We start from the raw sequence: 23,526 nt of genomic DNA, 5'->3' as shown, positions 1-23,526 counted from the left end.
CATCCGCCGCTTGATTTGGAGAGATCGATGATCCGCTGGTTCGCCAACCTGAAACTGATCGTGAAGCTGGCCATTCCCCTGTGCATTATCGCGGCGGTGGCCGTGAGCATCGTGGTCATGGCCAGCCGGGGCTTGAACGATCTGAACGACGCCACCAACCACGTCATCGAGGTCGACGCCACCCGCCAAGCGCTGGCGCTGGAAACCCAGGGCCTGCTGAACGCCGGCACCGTGGACGCCAAGAACATGATCATCGTGGAGAGCGAGGCCGACCGGGCCAAGTTCGAGAAGCTGTACCGCGAGAAGATGGCGCAGGCCCAGGCCAACATCGACAAGCTGATCAAGCTGGCGGACACGCCGGAGCGGCGCGCCATCAACGAAAACCTGAAACGGCTGATGGAGGCCTATGTCGCCGCTAATGAGCCGTCGATCGAAGCCGCCCGGCGCAATGACGACGCCCTGTCGAGCCAGATTTCCATGGGCGCCGCCCGTGACGCCCGCGTCGCCATGCTGGACGCCCTGCAGAAGCGGGTGGAGGCCAACCAGGCCGCCATGGATAAGGCCAAGGTGGACACCGACGTTCTGACCGACAACGTCAGCAACACCCTGTCCGTTCTGGCCGGTGTGGGCCTGGTCGCCAGCTTCGGCCTGATGGGCGCCATCGTCATCTTCCTGACCGTCCGGCCCATCAGCCGCGTCACCGGCGCCATGAGTGCCATCGCCGACGGCCAACTGGAAACCGAGGTGCATGGCGCCGACCGCAAGGATGAGGTGGGCGCCCTGGCCCAGGCCCTGCTGATTTTCAAGGACAACGCCCTGGCCGTCCGCCGGCTGGAGGCCGAGCAGACCGCGGCCAAGGCCCGTGCCGAGGCGGAGAAGCGCCAGGCCATGGAACGCCTGGCCAACGATTTCGAGCGCACCGTGATGGGCGTGGTCAACGGCGTCTCCTCCTCCGCCGCCGAGATGGAACAGGCCGCCCAGAGCCTGTCCGCCACCGCCGAGCAGACCACCCGCCAGGTCACCTCCGCCGCCGGCGCGGTGGAAGAGGCCTCGCAAAGCGTCCACACCGTGGCCGCCGCCGCCGAGCAGCTGACCGCCTCCATCAACGAGATCGGCCAGCAGGTCACCCGCTCCACCGCCATCGCCGGTGAGGCCGTCGATGAGGCCAGCCGCACCCAGGCCAAGGTCGAGTTCCTGGTCCAGGCCGCCAACCGCATCGGCGAGGTCATGACCCTGATCTCCACCATCGCGGGGCAAACCAACCTGCTGGCCCTGAACGCCACCATCGAGGCGGCGCGGGCCGGTGACGCCGGCAAGGGCTTCGCCGTCGTGGCGTCGGAGGTCAAAAGCCTGGCCAACCAGACCGCCAAGGCGACGGAGGAAATCTCCGCCCAGATCTCCGCCATCCAGTCCGCCACCGGCGACGCCGCCACCTCCATCACCAGCATCGCCAGCACCATCGTCCGCATCAACGAGATCGCCAGCACCATCGCCTCCGCGGTGGAGGAGCAAGGGGCCGCCACCCGCGAGATCGCCAGCAACGTGCAGCAGGCCGCCGTCGGCACCACGGAGATCGCCTCCAACATCTCCGGCGTGACCGAGGCCGCGACCCACACCGGCGGGGCCGCCACCCAGATGCTGGGCACCGCCGGCCGCCTGTCCACCGACGCCGGCGCCCTGCGCACCCAGGTCAACAGCTTCCTGTCCGTCCTCCGCACCGCCTGACGGTAGCGTCACCCACGCCTGCGACAGGGCCCGGCCGGCAACGGCCGGGCCCTTCGTTCGTTTGAGGCTGGCACAGAAATCCCGCAACCCAGCCACGCAACTCCTGGCACATACTAAAGATTAGGGTTGCAATTTTTTCAGGTACATCGTGATGGGAAACAACGTTAAGGGATCACCCAAGGCGGTTGCGGCAGGATGTCGCAGCACTGAGACGCCGTTGCCTGCCGTGGGAGAGCACCCTGATGATCCGTTGGTTCGCCAATCTTAAACTGATCGTGAAACTGGCCATTCCCCTGGCCCTGATCGCCGCCGTGGCCGCGTCCATCGTGGTCATGGCCAGCAGGGGTCTGACCCAAATGAACGGCGCCATCAACCACGTCATCGAGTTTGACGCCGCCCGGCAGGTGCTGGCGCTGGAGACGCAAAGCCTGCTGAACTCCGCCACCCTCGACGCCAAGAACATGATCCTGGTGGAAGGCGAATTCGGCAAATTCGAAAAGACCTACCGCGAGAAGATCGCCAAGGCCCAGGCCAATATCGACAAGCTGGTCAGCCTGGCGGACACGCCGGAGCGGCGGGCCATCAACCAGAACCTGAAGCAGCTGCTGGACGCCTACATCGCCGCTAACGAACCGTCCATCGAGGCCGCGCGGCGCAACGACGATGCGGTGTCGAGCAAGATCTCCATGGGCGCCGCCCGGGACGCCCGCATGGGCCTAATGGACGCCCTGCAGAAGCGCGTGGACGCCAACCAGGCCGCCATGGAGAAGGCCAAGGCCGACACCAATGCCCTGACCGGTACCGTCAGCGCCAGCCTGATCCTGCTGGCCGCCGGCGGCCTGGCCATCAGCTTCGGCCTGATGGCGGCCATCATCCTGTTCCTGACCGTCCGGCCCATCGGGCAGGTGACCGGCGCCATGAGCGCCATCGCCGGCGGCCGGCTGGAGACCGAGGTCCACGGCGCCGACCGCAAGGATGAGGTGGGCGCCCTGGCCCAGGCCCTGCTGATCTTCAAGGACAACGCCCTGGCCGTCCGCCGGCTGGAGGCCGAGCAGGTTGCGGCCAAGGCCCGCGCCGACTTGGAGAAGCGCCAGTCCATGGAACGCCTGGCCAACGACTTCGAACACACCGTCATGGGCGTGGTCACCGGCGTCACCACTTCCTCCGCCGAGATGGAGCAGGCCGCGCAGAGCCTGTCCGCCACCGCCGAGCAGACCACCCTTCAGGTCACCTCCGCCGCCAGCGCCGTGGAGCAGGCGTCGCAAAGCGTCCATACCGTGGCCGCCGCCGCCGAGCAGCTGACCGCCTCCATCAACGAGATCGGCCAGCAGGTCACCCGCTCCACCGCCATCGCCGGTGAGGCGGTGGAGGAGGCGGGCCGCACCCAGGAAAAGGTCGAGTTCCTGGTCCAGGCCGCCAACCGCATCGGCGAGGTCATGACCCTGATTTCCACCATCGCCGGGCAAACCAACCTGCTGGCCCTGAACGCCACCATCGAGGCGGCGCGGGCCGGTGAGGCCGGCAAGGGCTTCGCGGTCGTCGCCGCCGAGGTCAAGGGCCTGGCCAACCAGACCGCCAAGGCGACGGAGGAAATCTCCGCCCAGATCGCCGCCATCCAGTCCGCCACCGGCGACGCCGCCGCCTCCATCACCAGCATCACCGGCACCATCACCCGCATCAACGAGATCGCCAGCGCCATCGCCTCCGCCGTGGAAGAGCAAGGGGCGGCCACCCGCGAAATCGCCAGCAACGTCCAGCAGGCCGCCATCGGCACAGCGGAAATCGCCTCCAACATCTCCGGCGTCACCGAGGCCGCGACCCACACCGGCGGCGCCGCCAGCCAGATGCTGGGCACCGCCGGCCGCCTGTCCACCGACGCCGGCGCCCTTCGCACCCAGGTCGACAGCTTCCTCTCCGTCCTTCGCGCCGCCTGACGCCAGGCGGCGACGGTTCGGGTCAGGGTTGGTTGGCGACACCCAAATTGGTGACGGCCATGTCCAGCTCCTCCAGATCGACGGTGGCCACGTCGATGACCACGTAGGAGGAGGCGGGGAAGCGAGCCATGAGCCGGTTGCGGAAATCGCGCGGCCCGGCGGCATAGCCATGGACGACGCGGGCGCCGCCCTTGCCGCCGCCCGCCACCTGGCTGATACGCGCCTCGAACAGGGTGTCGCCCGGCGACCACGCCTGGGAGAACAGGTTCAGATGGCGGGGGATCACCTGTTCCAAGGTGCCGCGCCGCTCCTCCACCTCCTTGGCGCGGGCGGCGATCTCCTCCATCTCGCCGTCCAGCTCCCGCAAGGTGTCGCGCAGCTCCCCTTCCTGGATGCGGGCCTGGCGCAGCTTGGCCGCGGCGCGGTTGCGCTCCTCCAACGCCGCGGTGACGCGCTTTTCGGTCTTGCGGATCTCCGCGATCAGGCGCTTCAGCGACCAGGCCATGATGGCGCCGCCGATGGCCACGGCGCCGACATGGGTGGGGTCGGGATTGGCATAGGCCTCGGCCAGGGCGTCCATCAAACCCATGGGGGAATCCTCCTCGATCGGCGGCTCAGACGGACGCGGGGGCGCCGCGCGCGGCCAGGCCGCCGGACGGTGCCGATCCCTGGACCTGGCGCAGGTTGGTGACGGTGAAACCATCGGCCAGGGCGAATTCGTTTTGCAGCGCCGTGCGGGCGTCCATTTCCGTGCGGGCCCAGACGCGCGCGCGGTGGAGATGCCGCCACAGGGGGCAGATGGTCTCCATACCGGCGACCACGCCGTTGGTCAGGGCGCTGTTGGCGATGTCGGCGGAATAGAGCGCCATGCCGGTGGCGGAGGGCGGGCCCAGGTCGTGCCAGACCTCGACCCGCCGCCGCTCGAACTCCTCGCATTCCTTTTCCAGGCGCTGCAGCGCGCTGGTATCGCGGAAACGTTGCGCGATGCGCTGGTCGCGCACCCGGGTAGTGTCGCGGTTCGCGACCGCCAGCTTCTCCGCCGTGCGCTGGATTTGCTGGATCTCCTGCTTCACCTTGGCGTGGCGGGCCAACAGCTCATAGACGTCGCTGATCACCAGCCGCAGCAATTCCATCAACAGCACGCCGGCCAGGATGGCGCCCACGATGGCTAGGATCACCAGATCCGGTTTGTCGATGTGCACCAGGCCCTCGGCTGCTGATGGAGTGGATGACGCTATCGCATGGATACCCGCGTGAAGTTGTACGGTGAATTGCGCATTAACAGGCTGGGAATCAGCAAAATCTTACGTATAGGCAACGGCCTGGGCCCGGCCGTTGCCTATGGCGCGGTGCCCATCGGACGGTCAGGCCGCCGCCTGTCCGGCGGCCTGCGTGGCCGCCTCGCGGATGTCCGCCACCAACTGGTCCACCCGCTCGGGCTGGGTATCCCAGGCGAACATGAAGCGGGCGCCGCCGCCGATGAAGGTATAGAAGCGCCAACCGCGCGCCCTCAGGTTATCCAGCACCGCCGCCGGCGCCGTCAGGAACACGGCGTTGGCCTGCACCGGGAACATCGGCGCCACGCCCGGCACATCCGTCAGCCCGGCGGCCAGGCGCTGTGCCCCGGCGTTGGCATGGGCGGCGTTGCGCAGCCAGGCGCCGTTTTCCAGCATGCGCACCCAGGGTGCGGACAGGAAGCGCATCTTGGATGCCAGTTGGCCGGCCTGCTTGCAGCGATAATCGAAGTCTTCCGCCAGGGCCCGGTCGAAGAACAGGATGGCCTCGCCCACCGCCATGCCGTTCTTGGTGCCGCCGAAGCACAGCACGTCCACGCCGGCCCGCCAGGTCATGTCCGCCGGGCTGCAGCCCAGGCTGGCGCAGGCGTTGGCGAAGCGGGCGCCGTCCATGTGCAGGCGCAGGCCCAGCGCCTGGCAGGTGGCGGAGATGGCGCGGATCTCCTCCAGGCTATAGACCTGCCCCGTCTCCGTCGGCTGGGTGATGGTGACGGCACGGGGCTTGGGGAAATGGATGTCCGACCGCCCGGTGGCCAGGGCGCGGATGGCATCCGGCGTCAGCTTGCCGTCCGTCGTCTGCGCCACCAGCAGCTTGGACCCGTTGGAGAAGAACTCCGGCGCACCGCACTCGTCCGTCTCCACATGCGCGGAAGCGGAGCAGATGACGCTGTGGTAGGACTGGCAGAGCGAGGCCAGGGCCAGCGAATTGGCCGCCGTCCCGTTGAAGGCGAAGAAGACGTCGCAGGGCGTGCCGAACAGGTGGCGGAAGGCGTCGGCCGCCCGCGCCGTCCACACATCCTCGCCATAGGCCGCGGCGTGGCCGCTGTTGGCCTCCGCCATGGCGGCCCAGGCCTCCGGACAAACGCCGGAATAGTTGTCACTGGCGAACTGCTGCGCCTCGAACTGCGGGGGAACGGTCGCGGTGTGCGTGCTGGTCATGGGAAAGGCCGCCTTCGTCATCTCTGGTTTCGATCAAGAGCGAAACGGACACGTGGCAGCTTCCCGTTCATTGCCGGATCGGCCACATCCTTCCCTGCGGGAAGCGCCACCTTGCCGGGTAAGCAGGTTGGCGTTGAGCGTCAGCCCAACTCTTGATGCATGGCGAGAGGGATAACGGCAGACGGCCGCCGGCGCAAGTCCCTTGCCGCGCAGACCCGGTGCGGCATTTGCGGACGGCGGGGAAATCAGCCGCCTACGGCAGGGGCGGGGGTCAGGCCCAACCCCTGAGGGGCCGGCCGCGCCGAAGCGGGCGGGCGTACGGGCAGCGGGCGTACGGGCAGCGGGCGCGGCGCCAGGGCTGACGGGGGGTCCTCCACCGGCTCCGTCCCATCACCCTCCCCCAACAGGTCGGCCAGGGCCTCATCCTCCGCCGGGGGCTCAAGGGGGGCGGCGCCCTCGGCCCCCCCATCGGCGGCCGCAGTATCGTCGCGCAACGAGATGGGCAGGACGACGCTGATGGTGTAGCCGCCCTCCCGCGCCAGGCGATTGGTGACCAGCACGCGGAAATCGGCCTCGGTGGGGGCATAACCGTGGACCACCCCCGCCTCCGCCATGCCGCCGCCGCCGCGGCCCATGCCACTCCGGCCCACTTGGCGGGGCGCCGCCGCGGCGCGCAGGTGCGCCTCGAACAGCTGGTCGCCCGGCGCCCATTCCAAGGAGACGAGGTTGAGCGGACGGGGCACCGTCTGGCGCAGCACCGCCATGCGGCTGCGCACATCCTCCGTCTGCGCCGCGATCTCGCGCAGCGCCTCCTCCCCCTCCTTCAGGGCCATGGCCAGCTGTTCCTCCTGCTGGCGGGCGACGCGCAGGTCGGCCGCCGCCTCGTTCTTCTCGTCCACCACGGCGGCGATGCGCCGTTCCGTCTCGCGGATCTTGAACAGGATGCGGCGAACGGAAAAGGCCAGGAAGGCGCCGCCCACCGCCAGGATGAGGAAGACCACGAAGTTCAGGTTGGAGTAGCCGCCGGCCATCAGCGCACCATGCGGCGGTGCGGTCGCACCAGGCGTGCCTGCGCCGCGGAGCGCACCCCGGCCGCCGCCTCCGCCACCGCCTTGAAGCCCTGGGCGGCGCGCAGGTTGTTGATGGTGAAGCCATCCTTGGGACCGAAGGCCAGCAACAGGCGCGAGCGCGCCTGGCGCTCGTTGCCCGCCCAGACCCGCGCGCGGTGGGTATAGCGCCAGAGGGGGCAAATCTCCTCCGCCCCGGCGGCCGCCCGCTCCATCAGGCTGCGGTTGTTCAGGTCCGCAAGATAGAGCTGGTCGTCCAGGGTGGCGTCGCCCACCTCGTGCCACACATCCACCCGCCGCCGCTCCAGCTCCTCACACTCCTGCTGCATGCGGTGCAGGATGGTGTTGAGGCGGAAGCGCTCGGCGTTGTTGCGGTCGCGCACCATGGCGTTGGCCCGATTCTGGGCCCACAAATTCTCCGTGGTGCGGCGGGTCTGCTGGATCTCGTACTTGATCCATCGGTACTTCGCCGCCCACTCATAGATGTCGACGATCACCAGGCGCAAAACCTCAAGCAGCGCCACGGCGGCCAGCACGGCGCCCGCCACCGACAACACCACCAAATCCGATTGTGCGACCTGCACCGGGGCCCCTCTGACCGACCTCTCCCGCCTGGTGTCAATGATATCGCCTAAGCCTGTAAGCGGCCCGCGCAAAATACCCGTCTAAGTCATTAGGACAGGCGGCCTGCCCAACCGTAGAAGATGGCGCCCCGAAACGCGAATTTGGAAACGGGTTGGCGGGCCGCATCCCCCTCCCCTATCCTGACCACCAACCATCAGTCCCCTGAACGGAAGCCCGCCCCATGGACAGCCGCCTCGACACGGCCCCCCCGCACGCCATCCACCTTCGCGACTACGCCCCGCCGGCGTGGCTGATCGATACGGTGGACCTGCACGTCGACCTGCGGGAAGAGGCGGCGACCATCCGCTCCACCCTCGCGGTGCGGCGCAATCCGGCGGCGGCCAGCGCCACCGCCGCCCTAGACCTGGACGGGCAGGAGCTGGAGCTGCTGGCCGTGCGGGTCGACAACCGCGTGCTGGGGCCCGACGACTACACCCTCACCCCCGACCGGCTGACCCTGGCCGGCCTGCCCGACCAGGCCACGGTGGAGATCACCACCCGCACCCGGCCGCAGGACAACACCGCGCTGGAGGGGCTGTACAAGTCCTCCGGCAACTACTGCACCCAGTGCGAGGCCGAGGGGTTCCGCAAGATAACCTATTTCCTGGACCGTCCCGACGTGATGGCCCGCTACACCACCACCATCGAGGCGGAGCGGGCGCGCTATCCCGTGCTGCTGTCCAACGGCAACCTGACGGCCAACGGCGACAGCGCGACCGAGGCCGGACGCCATTGGGCGCGGTGGGAGGATCCCTGGCCCAAGCCCTGCTACCTGTTCGCGCTGGTGGCCGGCGCGCTGGTGCATATCGAGGACCGCTTCACCACCCGCTCCGGCCGCGAGGTGGCGCTGCGCATCTATGTCGAGCCGGGGAACGAGGCCAAATGCGGCCACGCCATGGAGTCGCTGAAGAAATCCATGAAATGGGATGAGGACGTCTATGGCCTGGAATACGACCTGGACATCTTCAACATCGTCGCCGTGTCCGACTTCAACATGGGCGCGATGGAGAACAAGAGCCTGAACGTCTTCAACACCAAGTACATCCTGGCCCAGCCGGAGACAGCCACCGACACCGACTTCCTCGGCATCGAGACGGTGGTGGCGCACGAATACTTCCATAACTGGACGGGCAACCGCGTCACCTGCCGCGACTGGTTCCAGCTGAGCCTGAAGGAGGGCCTGACCGTCTTCCGCGACCAGGAATTCTCCGCCGACATGAACTCCGCGCCGGTGAAGCGCATCCAGGACGTGCAGCGCCTGCGCCAGGTGCAGTTCAACGAGGACGCCGGCCCCACCGCCCATTCCGTGCGGCCGGAAAGCTACATCGAGATCAGCAACTTCTACACGCCCACCGTCTATGAGAAGGGGGCGGAGGTGCTGCGCATGTACCGCACCCTGCTGGGCCATGCGGGATATCGCAAGGGCATCGACCTGTACTTCGCCCGCCATGACGGCCAGGCGGTGACGACCGACGACTTCCTGGCCGCCATGGTCGAGGCCAACGGCCAGAAGCCGACCGATCCGCTGTGGGCGCAGTTCCAACGCTGGTACACCCAGGCCGGCACGCCCGTCGTCTCGGGCGAAGGCCGGCATGACGCCACCGCCGGCACCTACACCCTGACCCTGCGCCAGACGCTGCCGGCCACGCCCGGCCAGCCGGACAAGGCCCCCCAGGTCATTCCGGTGGCTCTGGGCCTGCTGGGCCCGGACGGCCAGGATTTGCCCCTGACGCTGGAAGGAGAGAGGGAGGCCGGCGCCACCACCCGCATCCTGGCGCTGACGGAGGCGGAACAGAGCTTCACCTTCGTCGATGTGCCACAGGCACCCGTGCCCTCGCTGCTGCGCGGCTTCTCCGCCCCGGTGCGGCTGGATTTCAAACAGGACGACGCGGCGCTCACCTTCCTCATGGCCCATGACAGCGACGCCTTCAACCGGTGGGAGGCGGGGCAGACTCTGGCGACCCGGCTGATCCTGGCCGATGTCGACGCCCGCGCCCAGGGAGGGGAGACCGCAGCCCCCCAAGCCTATATCGACGCCATCGCCCAGACCCTGGCGCGGGCGGGGGAGGACCGGACGTTCGCCGCCCTGGCCTTGGCCTTGCCGACCGAAGGCTATCTGGGGCAGCAGCGGGTCCTGGTGGACGTGGACGGCATTCATGCCGCCCGGCTGGGCCTGCGCCGCACCCTGGCGCGCGAACTGAATGGCGCCTTCCGCAAGGCCTATGACGGCAACCGCACGGATGGCGCCTTCACCATCACCCCCGATGCCATGGGCCGCCGCGCCCTGAAAAACGCGGCGCTGGCCTATCTGATGGCGCTGGACGACGCCCCGGCGCGCGCCCTGTGCCTGGCGCAGTACCAGGGCGCCGCCACCATGACCGACGCCATCGCCGCCCTGGCCCTGATCGCCGACAGCGCCATGGACGAACGCGCCAGCTGCCTGGCCGACTTCGCCGACCGTTGGAAGCATGAGGCGCTGGTGATGGACAAGTGGTTCGCGGTGCAGGCGCTGAGCGACCGCCCCGACACGCTGGACCGGGTGCGCGGCCTGATGGAGCACCCCTCCTTCTCCATCCGCAACCCCAACAAGGTCTATGCCCTGGTGGGCAGCTTCACCGCCAACCCGTCCAAGTTCCATGCCGCCGACGGCAGCGGCTATGCCTTCTTGGCCGACACGGTGCTGACGCTGGACAAGCTGAACCCGCAGGTGGCCAGCCGCATGGTGAAGCCCCTGGCCCGCTGGCGCCCCTATGACACCGGCCGCCAGGAACACGCCAGGGCGGCGCTGGAGCGGATCGTCGGCACCGCCGGCCTGTCGCGCGACGTCTATGAGATCGTGTCGAAGAGCCTGGCCGCCTGAATAAAGACAACGGAACAGGAATGCCAACTCCAGTCAAGGAACCTGGCATTCCTGTTCATTTCCAAATTCTCTTGCCGGTTGATCGCCTGTATACTGGAGGAATATTTAATTCCTCACGATGGAAACCATGGCGTTATCAAAACAAAAAGGGCAAGCCCGGCTCTGCTTTCTTCTCCTATCCATCGCGACCGGCTGCATGCCATTCAGCAGCAGCGAGGCGGTAAAGCCGTTGTCCGCCACGCTGGCGCATGACGGTTACGTCTCCGATATCGAGATCAAGGCGCTGCCCCCCGACGCCTCGCCCGAGTTCAAGGGCAAGCTGGAACTCGCCCTGCGCACGGAACTGGCGAAATGCGCCAAGGGCAGCCACCCCCTGCGTCTGGAAGCCCGTGTCGCCCGCTTCAGCGGCGAAAACGCGGGACGCGCCATCTTACTGGGCGACTCCAACGTCGTGCGCGGTTCCGTGCAGCTGTTCGATACCGCGGACGGTGCTCTCGCCGGTGATTATGACGTCAACCGCTCGGTGGGCGGCGGCGGCGTTCTGGCGGCTATCGGCCTGAGCGGTGCTGAAGGTCAAATGGCCCAAGCGTTCGCCAACCAAGTCTGTGAGCAAGCCTTCAAGGCCGAAACCAAACATCAACAAAGCCACTGACCAAGCCATGGGGCGACGGACATGCGTCCGCCGCCCCTGGCCGTCATCAGCTGGTGGGGCTGCCGGCGGCCGCCGGGGTCGCCACCACTGGCGACGCCTTGCCGGTCAGCGTGGCAACGAAGGCAGGATCGGCGAACATTTTCGCCAAGGCGTCGTTCAGGGCGCTGGCGACGGTCTCCGCCGCGTTGGAGCCGTTGGCCATCAGGATGGTCTTCTTGGCCGTACCAGCATAGGTCTGGCTGAAAGCAGGGGCGCCAGAGCCATTACCCACCGCGACCGTCAAATTCACATCAGCGGTGGCCGTGCCGGAAAACACGCCCGCACCATACTGGTTATAGAACTGGTTGACAGAGACGGTGATCGGCCGGCCACCGGCCTGCACGTGGAAGCCCCGCGCCTCCAACTCCGTCTTGAACGCATCGGTCACGATGGCCGGGACATCCTTATCAGAACGGATGGCCGCCATTTCGGTACCGAAACCATTAATCTTGGCGGAGATGCGATTGCGGTCGGAAGTGCGGGCGTCCACCACGGTCAAGCCCACCGGCTTGGCATCGACCACAACCTCGGCCTTGGTGGGGACGTACTTCACGGTGGCGACATCTTCGGACAGCGCACACCCGGCGAGCATGGAAATGGCTACCAGGCCTGCAAACACGCGGATCATCAACTACCCCCATATCTTGGCGTAGGGCCGCCAACCGGCGCCCTACCTAGGCTTTAAGGGGTATGCCAAAGCGGCTGATGTCAGCAATGCGGTTGTACAATAATGCATTAATAGTTGAGGGCCCAACACAAGGATACGTTGGTGGGATTGCCCGCTAATGCGTTGTTACCTCGTATGAAAATCCAGGCCCCCGCCTCTTGCCGGTGGGCCGCTGCCGCAGCGCTCAGCACTGCGGCAGAACGACGCACCGCCCTCAATGCGCCAGCAGGACCGGCAGGGTGGCGTTGTAGAGGACGTGGCGGGTGACACCGCCCAGGATCATCTCACGCAGGCGGCTGTGGCCATAGCCGCCCAGCACCAGCAGGTCGGCATCGGCGGCCTTCGCCTCGGCCAGCAACAGGGCGCCCACCGAGCGGCCCTCGGCCATGGGCTGGCGCACCTGGGCGGTGACGCCGTGCCAGCCCAGATACTCAGCCAGGTCGCGGCCGGCGGCGCCGTCGGTCTTGTCGGTTTCCACGGCGATGACGGTGACCGTCTCCGCCGTCGTCAGCAGGGGAAGCGCCTGCGCCACCGCCTGGGCCGACTCACGGCTGCCGTTCCAGGCGATGACGATGTGGCGTCCCAGGCCGGCATCGGCATTGAAGGCCGGCGGCACCACCAGCAGCGGCCGGGCGCTGTCCAGCAGGATGGCCTCCAGCATCAACAGGGCCTCGCCCCCCGTCGTTTCCGCCACCTGGGCCATGACGCTAAGGTCGGCCAGGCGGGCCTGGACCACGGCCACATCCTCCTGGTTGCCCACCACCTCGCGGAAGTCGCCGGTTACGGAGGCGGCCGCAACGGGGCTCTCGGCCAGGCTGGCGCCAGCCTCGGCCAGGACCGCATCGAAGGTCTGGTGGGCGCGGGTGCGGTGGTTGCGCGACTCCTGTTCCACCATGGTCATGATCTCCTCGACCAGCGCGCCCGACACCCCCTCGCCCAGGGCCGGCACGGCCTCGCGTGGGTCGGGATTGGGCACCAAGCCCAGGACGTGACCGCCACCGCGCCGGGCCAGGGCGAAGGCAGCCGCCAGGGCCGCACGGTCACCGGCGCCGCCGGTCAGCACGGACAGGATCTTGCGATAGGACATGGGGCCGTTCTCCTCTGGACGCCGGCGCTCAGGCGGCCGGCACATCATGGAGAAGCTTCACCGTTTGGACGGATGCACGCATTGACGTGCCTCAAGCATGGACCCGTACCCCCCCGGGAGCAAGGGCCACGGGGAAAGCCGGCGCCTCACGCCTCGGTCCGCCAGGGTTCCGGCCTGGTTAGTTGGCTCAGCAGCCGGCGGGCCACATCGGCGGCGGATCCCAGGACGGACAGGATATCCCAACGCATCTCACCCAGGCCGCGCCCGCCCCGTTCGCCCTTGGGCCGCCCCTCATCCGTGGCCTGCTGCTGGTTCAGCACCAGCCAGAGGCCCAGGAAGGGCACGGGCGCCGCATGGGCCACGGCCTCGATGTCCGCGCGCTGGTCCGGACGGGCGTAGACGGCGTCGGCCACCACGGCATGGCCGGCCTCCAGCACCAGGCCGGCGCGTCCCGCCATCTCACCATAGACGCGGGCCGTCACCGCTTCGCTGTAGCCGGACGCGGCCAGCGTTCCCTCCTCCGGCGCATCCAACAGGCGGCGGCGCAGGGACTCGGACTGCAGGATGACGGCCCCAGGGATGGGTCCGATCTCCGGCGCCAGCATGCGGGCCAAGGTGGACTTGCCCGTGCCGGGCAGGCCGCCGATGGCGATCAGCCGGGGCGCCCGTGGATTCAGGGCGGACAAGGCCAAATCCAGATAGGCCGCCGCCTCCCGCCGGAAGGAGGCGCCCGCCCCCACCGGCCGCCGGGCGGCGGCGGTGCTGGCCGTCATGTGGGCGCGGATGGCCGCGCACAGGCTGATGAACAGCGGCAGCAGGGCCAAGCCGGCGAAGTCCCCGGTCTGCTCCAGATACCGGTTCAGCACCAGGTTGGCGAACGGCCTTAGCCGCCGATGCTCCAGATCCATCAGCAGGTAGGCCAGGTCATGGAAGACATCGATGACCGCCGGGCCACCACCGGCCGCCTCGCCTTCCTGCCCGCCGGCTTCGTCCAGCAGGATGGCGGCGCCGAAAAGGGTGGGCTGGTCAGCCCAGACGCAGATGTTGCCCAGTTGCAGGTCGCCGTGGCAGGGCCGGACATAACCAGAGCGCCGGCGCCGTTCGATCAGCCATTCCTGTCGGGTGACGGCTCCCATCAGCCCCCCTTCCAGCCGGTCCAGGGCGGGGGGATCGAACAGGTCGGGATGCAGGCGCAGGGCGCCCAGCGCACCGGCCACCGCCGCCCGCACCGCCTCGACGCCGCCGGGCGGGGGGCGATCCGGACGGTCGGGGGTTTCGTCATGGGCGCTTTCGTGCAGGGAGGCCACGGCATCGGCCACGGCGCGCATGCCGTCGCGGGTCAGCAGCCCCGCCTCCGCCTGGCGGTCGAACAGGCCGGATTCGGCGAAGCGGCGCATGACCACCACCCAGTCCACGGCCGCGGCATCGGCGCCTGGGCCCGCCGGCGCCAACACCAGCCGGCCATGGGCGCCCGGCACCACGGCCAGCACCCCCTCATACAGGCCCGGGGCCGTGCGCCGGTTGACCGCCACCTCGGCCAGGGCCACCCGCCGCCGCCTGTCGGGCGTGGACAGATCCAGGTGGGGGAAGTGGACCGCGCGGCGGATTTTATAGGCCCGGTCGCCAGCCAGGAAGATGACGGCGCCGTCGGTGTCGATTCGCTCCACCGCCAAACCCTGATGGGTCGCCGCATCGCCCAGCAGGGCGATCGTGGCGGCCTGGTCCATGGAGGACGAGATCGTGGGCGCCGGACACAGATCCATAAGCCGATTTTAGCGATGTTTTATGACAGGCCGACGTGCGGCGTACGTCCCTTTTGCTGGCAGCGGGACGAATACCCCAATCACCCCTGCCTTGCGTCCTATGACCCTGACAGTGATGTGGCAACGAAACCATATAAGGACGGATATCGCGCCCATACAGCGTCTCTTCATGAAATTGTAACCGGCCGGACCTATCAAGTGCGGCGACGGGATCGAAGGTAAGGCCTTGCGCGTGTGTAGCCTGTCTGGCTGGACGCCTCTTTGTCGCATATGCGCAACAGTTGGCGGCTATGCGAGGCAAAAGGTAGCGGTCACTGCTTTGCCCGTTGAGTTGCCTGCCTCATTCGGGAATCATCCTGGAAACTTCTTATTAAGGATCACGGTCGTGCTACGGCGTCTTCTCAAGTCCACGGTATTGGCGTTGGGGCTGGTTTCAGTCGCGGCGCCGGCTTTCGCCGAGGACACCCCCAGCTTCCTCAGCCTCGGCATCGGCGAGTACGACGTGCTGCGGACCGGGCCGAAGCACAACACGACCGACTATCGCATCGAGTATCGCCCCAACACCGCGCTGTTCTCCAGCAGCTGGATCCGGATCAGCCCATGGGTGGGTGGTGAGTTCACCGGCCAGGGCGGCGCCTATGGTGTCGGCGGCATCCTGTTCGACATTCCGCTGGGCAGCTCCTTCGACTTCACGCCCAACTTCGGCGTCGGCGTCTATGGCACCGGCAGCGGCAAGAACCTCGGCAGCTGGGTGGAGTTCCGCTCCACCGCCGAAATCTCGTACAAGTTCGAGAACCAGAGCCGCCTGGGCCTGTCCTTCGGCCACATCTCCAACGCCGGCATCGGCGAGGTGAACCCCGGTTCCGAGATCGTGACCCTGTACTATCACATCCCCACCAGCTGGCTGTTCGGCGGCTGGTAAGCCGATCCCAAGCCATCAAGGGCTGAGATGATCAAGGGCGCCTTCGGGCGCCCTTTTTCGTTTTCTGGCAACCAACGCGGCGATGCATACCGGTTGTTAAATGGATACCTTTTTCGCTCACCTTCACGTTGATCAGAAATGGAATTCTGGTAGCTATATCCACCAGACACTTCCTTAGATTAATAAAAATGGAAACAAAATGAGATTAATTACCGTTATTCCGGCGGTGCTGCTCGCCCTTTCCTTTTCATCGACTCAGGCGACGGAAATTCGCAGGACACAGGGCGGCATCACGATCGACGGCCGCCCCTATACCGACCTGGACGGCGACATTACCAGCGCTTCCCTGGACACCAGTTCCAACAAGATCGCCTATTTCGTTCGGGGTCCTCGCTCCGTCCAGGGCGAACAGTTCACCATCAAGGTCTTGGACCTCGCTACTAACGCTCCGACTCCCGTAGCCCAGGCGCAGCATGGCGACAGCGGCTGGCTGGTCACCCTGGCCGGATCACAACGGCAAGTGCAAGCCCAGCGCATCTGGGCTTGCGGCGACGGCGTGATTGTCTCCCGGGCCGGTCTGCTGGCGCGCCTGCATGTGGATGGTCAAGTCGACCAGATTTCCCTGCAACCAGGCTGGGCCGTATTTCCCGACCAGCTGGGCGATCCTTGCGGTACCGGTTATGCGCTGCTGCAGGGGCCTGAGGAACACAGCGGTGGCCTTTTGCGCTCCCTGGCGGGCGCTCCATCCTATGGCTTCATCAATACTAAATCGGGAAACATGGTATCAATCCACCTGGCTGGCCCCACGTCCAAGACAGCAGTGCCTGACCTGACCCTACATGTGGGCTGGACTCTGGCTGGCGGCGTGCCCTATGCCGCCTATATCGGTTCGGGGGCTGACGAGGCACATGTCCTCAACCTGGCAACAGGCAAGGACCGCGTGGTGGCGCAACGGACCCTGGGTGTGGGCAGCGTCCGCTTCGTGAACGGAGCCGATGGCGGGCTGAATTTGCGGGTCGGCATGGGTATGGAAGACAAGACTTTCGACAATATTCCGGCCTGGCTGGATGCACAGCCATAAACCGGCAAAGCCGTCGCGGGGGTGGCCAAACGCGGCCTCCGCGACCCTCCTCCAAATGAAAGGTCAACGGCGGGCATAAAAGTATGCTCCAGCCCGGCAGCGATTTTCACTGCTTGGCGACACCGTTGGATTTTGTGGAAAAAAAGAGGAGTGGTGGGTGTACAAGGACTCGAACCTTGGGCCCGCTGATTAAGAGTCAGCTGCTCTACCAACTGAGCTATACACCCGCCCCTCATGAGCCGCCGCCGAGGCGCCGGCCGCCGGGCGTTGCGTCCCGGTGAGGGCCGCTTTGTAGCGTTCCGGCGCGCCCTTGTCGACAGAAAAATGACAGCAAAAGCGCGTCATCAGCCAGCCGCCAGGAATGGCACCCATGCGGCGAACGATACACGCCGCATACCGAAAATTGATTGGCAAGGCAGGGACTTAGCAAGCGCGCCCAACGGCGGGCACATCAGCATGGCGCCTGAATGAACGTCGAATTTTCAAGGGAGAGGAGTGGTGGGTGTACAAGGACTCGAACCTTGGGCCCGCTGATTAAGAGTCAGCTGCTCTACCAACTGAGCTATACACCCGCCCCTCATGGACCGCCGCCGTGGCGCCGGTCATCCGCGCTGTGTCGCGGTGAGGGCGGTTTCATACGGCGATAGGCGGTGCTTGTCGACAGAAAAATGCAGGGGCGCCTTCGCATGGCGCCCTTGCGCGAACCGGGGGCGTCAGAAATCGCTCATGCCGCGGCGGGACATGCGCACGTCGCGATGAACGTGGACGCACAGCAGCAGGCCGAAGCCGGTCATGACCGTCAACGCCGATGACCCGCCGTAGGAGATCAGCGGCAGGGGCACGCCCACGACGGGGATCAGGCCCATGACCATGGCGATGTTGATGAACATGTACAGGAACAGGTTCACCGTCAGCCCCATGGCCACCAGCCGGCCATACTGGTGCCGACAGCGCATGGCGATGACATAGCCGTAGACCAGCAGCAGGGTATAGAGGGCCAGGAAGACCAGGGCCCCCACCATGCCCATCTCCTCCGCCAGCATGGTGAAGATGAAGTCCGTCTGCTTCTCCGGCAGGAAGTTCAGGTGGCTTTGCGAGCCCATGAGGAAGCCCTTGCCGAACATGCCGCCGGAGCCCAGGGCGATCTTGGACTGCATGATGTGGTAGCCGTGGCCCAGGGGGTCGTTCTCGGGGTTCAGGAAGGTGTTCACCCGGTTCCTCTGGTAGTCGTGCATGAAGTGCCAGATGACCGGGATGGCGGCCAATACACCGCCGATGACCAACGCGAACTTCCACAGCCGCACGCCCACCAGCCAGAAGATGGCGCCCGACACCATCAGCAGCATGAGCGAGGTGCCCAGGTTGGGCTGCAGCAGCACCAGGCAGACGGGCGCCACGATCATGATCAAGGCCGGGATGAGGAAGGTGATGCGGCCGGTATCCTCCAGCGAGGCGCCATGGAAATAGCGCGCCAGCGCCATCACCAGCGTCACCTTCATCAGCTCCGACGGTTGCAGCTGCATGAAGCCCAGGTCGATCCAGCGCTGGGCCCCCATGCCGACATGGCCCATCACCTCCACCACGATCAGCAGGAAGAAGGCGATGCCATAGAGGAAGTAGGAGAACTTCAGCCAGATGCGGATGTCGATCAGCGCCACGACCAGCATGATCACCGCGCCCACGGCAAAGCGCATGATCTGGCGTGTGGCCCAGGGATCGAAATTGCCGTTAGCGGCCGAATAGAGCATGGCGAAGCCGATGCAGGCCACGGCAGTGATCAGCAGCACCAGGCTCCAACTGATCTGGCCCAGCTTCTCGCTGAGGCTCATGTTGGATTGGGGGTCGAGCCCCATGTCGAGGTTCATCATTGCGGGGTCCCTTCCCCCGGCGCGGCCGGCACGCTGGTGACCCGGGTCAGGGGCGGGGCGGCGGGTTGAGCGGAAGGGATGGCCTGGCCGGAAGCGGTGGGCGCATCGCCTGGCGCCGGGCCCGCCGCGGGGCTGGCATCGGCTTGCTGGGCCCGCGCGGCCTCCATCAACTGGATTTCCAGCAGCAGGTCACGGGCGATGGGGGCCGCGACCGAGCTGCCGCCCACGCCATGCTCGACAATGACGGCGCAGGCATACCGGGGCGCCTGCACCGGCGCGAAGGCGATGAACAGGGCATTGTCGCGGTCCTTCCACGGCCGCTCGGCCTTCAAGAGGCCCGCGTTGCGCTCCGCCATGGTGATGCGCTTGACCTGGGCGGTGCCGGACTTGCCGCCCATCTCCATGCCCGGCTGGGTGATGCGGGCGGCATAGGCCGTGCCGCCGGCGGAGGTCACACCGGCCATGCCGGCCAGGATGCGCTGGATGAACTCCGGCTTCACGCCGATGTCGGGCCAAACCGTCTGCTCGGTGTATTCCTGCTCCACCGCCTTGGTCAGGTGGGGCTTAACCGCCTTGCCGCCGCTGGCCAGGCGGGCGCACATCACCGCCAGCTGGATGGGGGTGGCCGTGACATAGCCCTGGCCAATGGCGACGCTCAACGTTTCGCCATCGTACCAATTTTCCTTGTAGGTCCGCCGCTTCCACTTGGTGTCGGGGATGATGCCGTTCTTCTCGCCCGGGAGGTCCAGGTCGGTCCGTTCACCCAGGCCGAAGCGGCGGGCCATGTCGGCGATGCGGTCCACCCCGATACGCCGCGCCAGGTCATAGAAATAGACGTCGCACGACATGCGGATGGCGTCGTGCATGTCAACGGACCCGTGGCCGCCCTTCTTGTAGCAGTGGAAGGTATGGCCGCCGAAATCATAGTGCCCCGGGCAGAAGACGCGGTGGGTGGGGTCCACGCCGGCCTCCAGCCCCGCCAGCGCGGTCATGGGCTTGAAAGTTGATCCGGGCGCGTAATGGCCCGCCACCACCTTGTTGGTCAGGGGGGAGGCCTCATTCTTGATCAGGCTGTCGTACAGGTCCTGCGGGATCCCCATGGCGAACTGGTTGGGATCGAAGCTGGGATGGGAGGCCAGCGCCAGGACGCCGCCCGTCTGCACGTCCAGCACCACGGCCGCCGCACTCTCATGCTCCGCCAGGCGCTGCTGGGCGTAGTACTGCAGTTTGGCGTCGATGGTCAGGGTCACCTGGTGGCCCGGCTGACCATCATTGCGCGCCAGCTCACGCACGACGCGGCCCACGGCGTTGACCTCCAGCTGGCTGGTCCCGGCGGTGCCGCGCAGGGCCAGGTCATGCTTGCGCTCGATGCCGCTCTTTCCGATGCGGAACCCCGGCAGGGACAGCAGCGGATCGCGCGCGTTCTGCAACTCCTGCTCCGACACCACGCCGACGTAGCCCAGGATATGGGCCGCCTGTTCCCCGAAGGGGTAGGAGCGCACCTGCCCCACCTCGATGGACACGCCGGGCAGGTCGGGCAGGTTGACCTCGATGGCCGACACCTGGTCCCAGGTCAGGTTCTCCCGCAGGGTCACCGGCGCGAAGGAGCGCAGGCGGTCGACATCGCGCAGGATGCGGCGGCGGTCGGCGTCCGTCAGCGGCAGCAGCTTGACCACCTTGTCCAGCGTCTCGTCCACGTCATCGGTGCGTTCGGACACCAGGACGGCGCGGAAATTCTGCTCGTTCACCGCCAGGGGCACGCCGGCGCGGTCGACGATGATGCCGCGCGAGGGCGCCAGCAGGCGCAGGGAGATGCGGTTGTCCTCCGCCAGCGTGGTGTAGTGGTCGCCTTCCAGGACCTGCAGGTAATAGAGACGCGCCACCAGAGCGGACAAGGCGCCGGCCTTGAGCCCGCCCAGCACCAGCGTGCGGCGGTTCATGACGCGCTGGCGTTCGGCGTCCCTATCGATCGCGTTGAACATGTAAACCTCTTACTGCGGCCGCCGATCGTGACCGATCCAGGGGCCCCCTCGGGCGCCGGGCGCCGCTTGGCTTCACCGTCCCGCCCTTCGGTACTCAACTGCCCGGCCAGCCGTCGCTGGCCTGAAAAACACCCTGTCAGCTCAGCAGACTGCGGTGCAGCTTGCTGAAGCACCAGGCCGGAACCGGAAACAGCACGATGGCCAGCAGCGCCTGGGCCACCACGTTACCGGGGGCCACCAGGTGCACCGTCATGAGGCTGTAGGCCACCCACTGCACGGCACCGGCACCCACCGCCACCAGGGCGAACCCCAGCCACAGGAACCAGAACGAATTGCCCAGGAAATAGCGGCGCTGGGTCAACACCAGCCAGTAGGACAGCACATAGACCAGCGCGCTCATCCCCAGCGGCGATCCGCCCAGCAGATCCTGCAATACCCCGATGCCGAAGGCCATATAGGGCTTCAGCAGGTCGGGGCGATAGATCGCCCAGTAGTAGATGGCCATCAAGGTGAGGGGCGGCGCCACGAAGGAGTAGTCGGGCAACTGCAGGGGCATCATACCCACCAGCATGGCCGCCACCGTGGTGCTGAACGGCACCGAGTTCCGACCGGCCTGGTCCAGCCGCTGCCAGATGCCGACCGCCATGGCCAGCGTCACTGCATCGCGCCGGGCTGGGCCGCCTCGGCCGCCAGTCCGCCGGGGATACCGAAATCGACAAGCTGCACGTATTCGATGCGCGACAGGTCGACGATGGGGGTCACCCGCGTTTCGCCATCATGGGTGGCGGCCACGACGCCCACCGGCAGGCCGGCGGGGAACAGGCCACCGTGGCCGGAGGTGAACACCCGTTCGCCCACCGTCGGCTCCACACCGCGGGGGATGTACATCAGGCGCGGCTGGTCGGAATTGTCACCCGACAGCATGGCGCGCTGCCGGGTGGTTTCCAGCACCACCGGAATGCGGGCGTTCAGGTCGGTGACCAGCAGGATGCGGGACGACCACTCGCCCACCTGCACCACGCGGCCGATGACACCCTGCCCGGCCATGGCGGCCTGGCCGCGGCGCACGCCGTCCCGCTGGCCGGCCATCACCACCAGGGTCCGGACGAAGGCGCCACCGGGGTCGGCGATGACGCGGGCGGTGATGTAGGAGGCGGCGGGGTCGGGCTTGTACGCGAGCAGGCCGCGCAGGGAGTTGTTCTCCGCCTCCAGCCGCAGGGCCGTCTGCTGCCACTGGCGCAACCGCTCGTTATCCTCGCGCAGGCGCTGGTTCTCCGCATAGACGGAAACCAGCTGGCGCCCCGACTCCAACACGCTGGCGACGGCGCCAGCGGGGCGGGCGATGAAACCCAGGATGGGGGCGAAGGCGTCGGTGACGCGGGCGCGTGCGGCGTCGATGAACACGGGGTCGGCGCGCGTCATCATCATCAGCCCGATGGCGGCCAGCACCATCAGCATGAATGAGAATCGCTGAAGCAGCGCCCGCATGGGTGCTGCGATCCTGAGCGCGGTGCCACCGCTGCGCGTCTTCACAGGCAGTCCCCGTCCGCTACAGGGGGCCCCGGATCCTGTCCGGTTCAGAACCGATCCGGGCCCACCCTACAAAAACAAAGCCTGCCGCCCATTTGGGCAGCCGAAGGCCCCTGGTCAATACATGCTGATCAGCACGTTGCGCAGGGTCTTCATTTCTTCCAGCGCCCGGCCTGTGCCCAGCGCCACGCAGGACAGGGGATCGTCGGCGATCGACACCGGCAGCCCCGTGGCGTGACGCAGCACGAAGTCCAGGTTGGACAACAGCGCGCCGCCACCGGTCAGCACGATGCCCTTGTCCACAATGTCGGCGGCCAGTTCGGGTGCCGTGTGTTCCAGCGCGACCTTCACCGCCTCTATGATCTGGCTCACCGGCTCCGCCAGGCTTTCCGCGATCTGGCGTTCGCTGATGATGAGTTCCTTGGGCACGCCGTTCATCAGGTCGCGGCCCTTTATCTCCATCACCCGGCCCTCGCCGTCTTCCGGCGGGCAGGCGGAACCAATTTCCTTCTTGATGCGCTCGGCCGAGCCTTCGCCCACCAGAAGGTTATGGTTGCGGCGGATGTAGCCGATGATGGCCTCGTCCATCTTGTCGCCGCCCACGCGCACGGAGCGGGAATAGACGATGCCGCCCAGCGACAGGACGGCCACCTCGGTGGTGCCGCCGCCGATGTCCACCACCATGCTGCCCGTCGGCTCGGTCACCGGCAGGCCGGCGCCGATGGCGGCGGCCATTGGTTCCTCAATCAGGAAAACGCGGCGCGCGCCGGCGGCCTCGGCCGATTCCTGGATGGCCCGGCGCTCAACAGCGGTCGAACCCGACGGCACGCAGATGATGACCTGCGGGCTGGCGAAGCTGCGGCGGTTGTGAACCTTGCGGATGAAATGCTTGATCATTTCTTCCGCGACCTCGAAATCGGCGATGACACCATCGCGCAACGGACGGATGGCCTGAATGTTGCCCGGCGTGCGGCCCAGCATCAGCTTGGCCTCGTCACCGACGGCCAAGACCTGCTTCTTGCCGCGGACGTTCGCAATCGCGACCACGGACGGTTCGTTCAGGACAATACCGCGACCCTTGACGTAGACCAGCGTATTGGCCGTGCCGAGGTCGATCGCCATATCGGCGGAGAAAATGCCAAGCAAGTTCGTAGGACATCGGTTAGTGGGTTGCGGGAAGATGGCCCTGCGAACCGTGGTTTCCCCTGGGAAACGACCATCGCACCGCCACAGGGGTTGCATAGAACAGAATCGCTAGGCCGCTCAAGCCCA

General features: G+C 66.9%; 19 protein-coding genes, 2 tRNA genes and 1 riboswitch. Of the genes, 6 read left to right on the top strand and 15 right to left on the bottom strand.

Translation table 11 applies throughout. From position 1 onward, the window contains the following. Window positions 1-27: 27 nt before the first annotated feature. On the top strand, window positions 28-1,725 hold the full coding sequence (locus FBZ90_RS24345) for a methyl-accepting chemotaxis protein (protein ID WP_186456019.1): 1,698 nt from the start codon (window positions 28-30) through the stop codon (window positions 1,723-1,725). Between the two features lie 242 nt (window positions 1,726-1,967). Continuing rightward, entirely contained in the window at window positions 1,968-3,659 is a 1,692-nt protein-coding gene (locus FBZ90_RS24340) for a methyl-accepting chemotaxis protein (protein WP_145735708.1), read from the top strand. 22 nt (window positions 3,660-3,681) lie between these two features. Here FBZ90_RS24340 and FBZ90_RS24335 read toward each other — a convergent pair whose 3' ends face one another. The 5 genes from FBZ90_RS24335 to FBZ90_RS24315 all read right to left on the bottom strand — a co-directional run bounded on the left by FBZ90_RS24335 (window position 3,682) and on the right by FBZ90_RS24315 (window position 7,763). After that, window positions 3,682-4,248, bottom strand: a complete 567-nt coding sequence (locus FBZ90_RS24335) for a coiled-coil domain-containing protein (protein ID WP_145735707.1) — start codon at window positions 4,246-4,248, stop codon at window positions 3,682-3,684. A 25-nt stretch (window positions 4,249-4,273) separates the two neighbouring features. Continuing rightward, window positions 4,274-4,861: a hypothetical protein gene (locus FBZ90_RS24330; protein ID WP_145735705.1), complete on the bottom strand. Its 588-nt coding sequence runs from the start codon at window positions 4,859-4,861 to the stop codon at window positions 4,274-4,276. Between the two features lie 162 nt (window positions 4,862-5,023). After that, complete coding sequence (locus tag FBZ90_RS24325) at window positions 5,024-6,112, bottom strand: threonine aldolase family protein (RefSeq protein WP_145735703.1); 1,089 nt, start codon at window positions 6,110-6,112, stop codon at window positions 5,024-5,026. A gap of 56 nt (window positions 6,113-6,168) precedes the next feature. After that, window positions 6,169-6,276: riboswitch (SAM-I-IV-variant riboswitch) on the bottom strand. Window positions 6,277-6,357: 81 nt separating this feature from the next. Beyond that, the gene (locus tag FBZ90_RS27970) at window positions 6,358-7,143 is read right to left on the bottom strand and encodes a hypothetical protein (protein ID WP_186456018.1); all 786 of its coding nucleotides are present in this window, start codon (window positions 7,141-7,143) and stop codon (window positions 6,358-6,360) included. Continuing rightward, the gene (locus FBZ90_RS24315) at window positions 7,143-7,763 is read right to left on the bottom strand and encodes a hypothetical protein (protein WP_145735701.1); all 621 of its coding nucleotides are present in this window, start codon (window positions 7,761-7,763) and stop codon (window positions 7,143-7,145) included. Before FBZ90_RS24315 ends, FBZ90_RS27970 begins: the two co-directional genes overlap by 1 nt. 221 nt (window positions 7,764-7,984) lie before the next feature. On the opposite strand from FBZ90_RS24315, the gene pepN reads away from it, so the two are divergent. Together pepN and FBZ90_RS24305 are read left to right on the top strand one after the other, a co-directional pair. After that, window positions 7,985-10,663 carry an aminopeptidase N gene (gene pepN / locus FBZ90_RS24310; protein ID WP_145735699.1) on the top strand — a complete coding sequence of 893 codons (2,679 nt, stop codon included), beginning with the start codon at window positions 7,985-7,987 and terminating at the stop codon, window positions 10,661-10,663. A gap of 118 nt (window positions 10,664-10,781) precedes the next feature. Then, window positions 10,782-11,315 (top strand): hypothetical protein, encoded by a 534-nt coding sequence (locus FBZ90_RS24305; RefSeq protein ID WP_145735697.1) that lies wholly within the window; start codon window positions 10,782-10,784, stop codon window positions 11,313-11,315. A 46-nt stretch (window positions 11,316-11,361) separates the two neighbouring features. Here the strand turns inward: FBZ90_RS24305 and FBZ90_RS24300 are convergent, their stop codons facing one another. The 3 genes from FBZ90_RS24300 to FBZ90_RS24290 form a co-directional block, all read right to left on the bottom strand. Beyond that, window positions 11,362-11,982, bottom strand: a complete 621-nt coding sequence (locus tag FBZ90_RS24300; protein ID WP_246130853.1) for a YajG family lipoprotein — start codon at window positions 11,980-11,982, stop codon at window positions 11,362-11,364. 253 nt (window positions 11,983-12,235) lie between these two features. Next, entirely contained in the window at window positions 12,236-13,108 is an 873-nt protein-coding gene (locus FBZ90_RS24295; protein WP_145735693.1) for a universal stress protein, read from the bottom strand. Window positions 13,109-13,254: 146 nt separating this feature from the next. Beyond that, the gene (locus FBZ90_RS24290; RefSeq protein WP_246130843.1) at window positions 13,255-14,871 is read right to left on the bottom strand and encodes a bifunctional aminoglycoside phosphotransferase/ATP-binding protein; all 1,617 of its coding nucleotides are present in this window, start codon (window positions 14,869-14,871) and stop codon (window positions 13,255-13,257) included. Between the two features lie 385 nt (window positions 14,872-15,256). On the opposite strand from FBZ90_RS24290, the gene FBZ90_RS24285 reads away from it, so the two are divergent. Beyond that, entirely contained in the window at window positions 15,257-15,793 is a 537-nt protein-coding gene (locus FBZ90_RS24285; RefSeq protein WP_186456017.1) for an acyloxyacyl hydrolase, read from the top strand. Between the two features lie 199 nt (window positions 15,794-15,992). Further along, complete coding sequence (locus tag FBZ90_RS24280) at window positions 15,993-16,874, top strand: hypothetical protein (RefSeq protein WP_145735690.1); 882 nt, start codon at window positions 15,993-15,995, stop codon at window positions 16,872-16,874. A 151-nt stretch (window positions 16,875-17,025) separates the two neighbouring features. On the opposite strand, the gene FBZ90_RS24275 is transcribed toward FBZ90_RS24280, so the two are convergent. The 7 genes from FBZ90_RS24275 to FBZ90_RS24245 form a co-directional block, all read right to left on the bottom strand. After that, window positions 17,026-17,101 (bottom strand) — tRNA-Lys (locus tag FBZ90_RS24275). Window positions 17,102-17,370: 269 nt separating this feature from the next. After that, window positions 17,371-17,446: transfer RNA gene (locus tag FBZ90_RS24270), tRNA-Lys, on the bottom strand. Between the two features lie 141 nt (window positions 17,447-17,587). Then, window positions 17,588-18,742, bottom strand: coding sequence for a rod shape-determining protein RodA (rodA, locus tag FBZ90_RS24265; protein WP_145735688.1), 1,155 nt, complete (start codon window positions 18,740-18,742; stop codon window positions 17,588-17,590). After that, on the bottom strand, window positions 18,739-20,724 hold the full coding sequence (gene mrdA / locus FBZ90_RS24260; protein ID WP_246130842.1) for a penicillin-binding protein 2: 1,986 nt from the start codon (window positions 20,722-20,724) through the stop codon (window positions 18,739-18,741). Before mrdA ends, rodA begins: the two co-directional genes overlap by 4 nt. A gap of 136 nt (window positions 20,725-20,860) precedes the next feature. Next, complete coding sequence (gene mreD / locus FBZ90_RS24255; RefSeq protein ID WP_145735686.1) at window positions 20,861-21,370, bottom strand: rod shape-determining protein MreD; 510 nt, start codon at window positions 21,368-21,370, stop codon at window positions 20,861-20,863. An 8-nt stretch (window positions 21,371-21,378) separates the two neighbouring features. Next, window positions 21,379-22,257, bottom strand: a complete 879-nt coding sequence (gene mreC, locus FBZ90_RS24250) for a rod shape-determining protein MreC (RefSeq protein ID WP_145735684.1) — start codon at window positions 22,255-22,257, stop codon at window positions 21,379-21,381. Between the two features lie 114 nt (window positions 22,258-22,371). Next, on the bottom strand, window positions 22,372-23,400 hold the full coding sequence (locus FBZ90_RS24245) for a rod shape-determining protein (protein ID WP_040849683.1): 1,029 nt from the start codon (window positions 23,398-23,400) through the stop codon (window positions 22,372-22,374). Window positions 23,401-23,526 lie beyond the last annotated feature (126 nt).

The organism is Nitrospirillum pindoramense, from assembly GCF_007827955.1.
Taxonomy (GTDB): Bacteria; Pseudomonadota; Alphaproteobacteria; order Azospirillales; family Azospirillaceae; genus Nitrospirillum; species Nitrospirillum amazonense_B.
This window is presented reverse-complemented; position numbering and strand designations above follow the sequence as displayed.

Coding starts and splice junctions, on each gene's coding strand:
- FBZ90_RS24345 (WP_186456019.1), top strand. CDS start 28: ATGATCCGCTGGTTCGCCAACCTGAAACTGATCGTGAAGCTGGCCATT.
- FBZ90_RS24340 (WP_145735708.1), top strand. CDS start 1,968: ATGATCCGTTGGTTCGCCAATCTTAAACTGATCGTGAAACTGGCCATT.
- FBZ90_RS24335 (WP_145735707.1), bottom strand. CDS start 4,248: ATGGGTTTGATGGACGCCCTGGCCGAGGCCTATGCCAATCCCGACCCC.
- FBZ90_RS24325 (WP_145735703.1), bottom strand. CDS start 6,112: ATGACCAGCACGCACACCGCGACCGTTCCCCCGCAGTTCGAGGCGCAG.
- FBZ90_RS27970 (WP_186456018.1), bottom strand. CDS start 7,143: ATGGCCGGCGGCTACTCCAACCTGAACTTCGTGGTCTTCCTCATCCTG.
- pepN (WP_145735699.1), top strand. CDS start 7,985: ATGGACAGCCGCCTCGACACGGCCCCCCCGCACGCCATCCACCTTCGC.
- FBZ90_RS24305 (WP_145735697.1), top strand. CDS start 10,782: ATGGAAACCATGGCGTTATCAAAACAAAAAGGGCAAGCCCGGCTCTGC.
- FBZ90_RS24300 (WP_246130853.1), bottom strand. CDS start 11,982: ATGATCCGCGTGTTTGCAGGCCTGGTAGCCATTTCCATGCTCGCCGGG.
- FBZ90_RS24295 (WP_145735693.1), bottom strand. CDS start 13,108: ATGTCCTATCGCAAGATCCTGTCCGTGCTGACCGGCGGCGCCGGTGAC.
- FBZ90_RS24290 (WP_246130843.1), bottom strand. CDS start 14,871: ATGGATCTGTGTCCGGCGCCCACGATCTCGTCCTCCATGGACCAGGCC.
- FBZ90_RS24280 (WP_145735690.1), top strand. CDS start 15,993: ATGAGATTAATTACCGTTATTCCGGCGGTGCTGCTCGCCCTTTCCTTT.
- rodA (WP_145735688.1), bottom strand. CDS start 18,742: ATGATGAACCTCGACATGGGGCTCGACCCCCAATCCAACATGAGCCTC.
- mrdA (WP_246130842.1), bottom strand. CDS start 20,724: ATGTTCAACGCGATCGATAGGGACGCCGAACGCCAGCGCGTCATGAAC.
- mreD (WP_145735686.1), bottom strand. CDS start 21,370: ATGGCGGTCGGCATCTGGCAGCGGCTGGACCAGGCCGGTCGGAACTCG.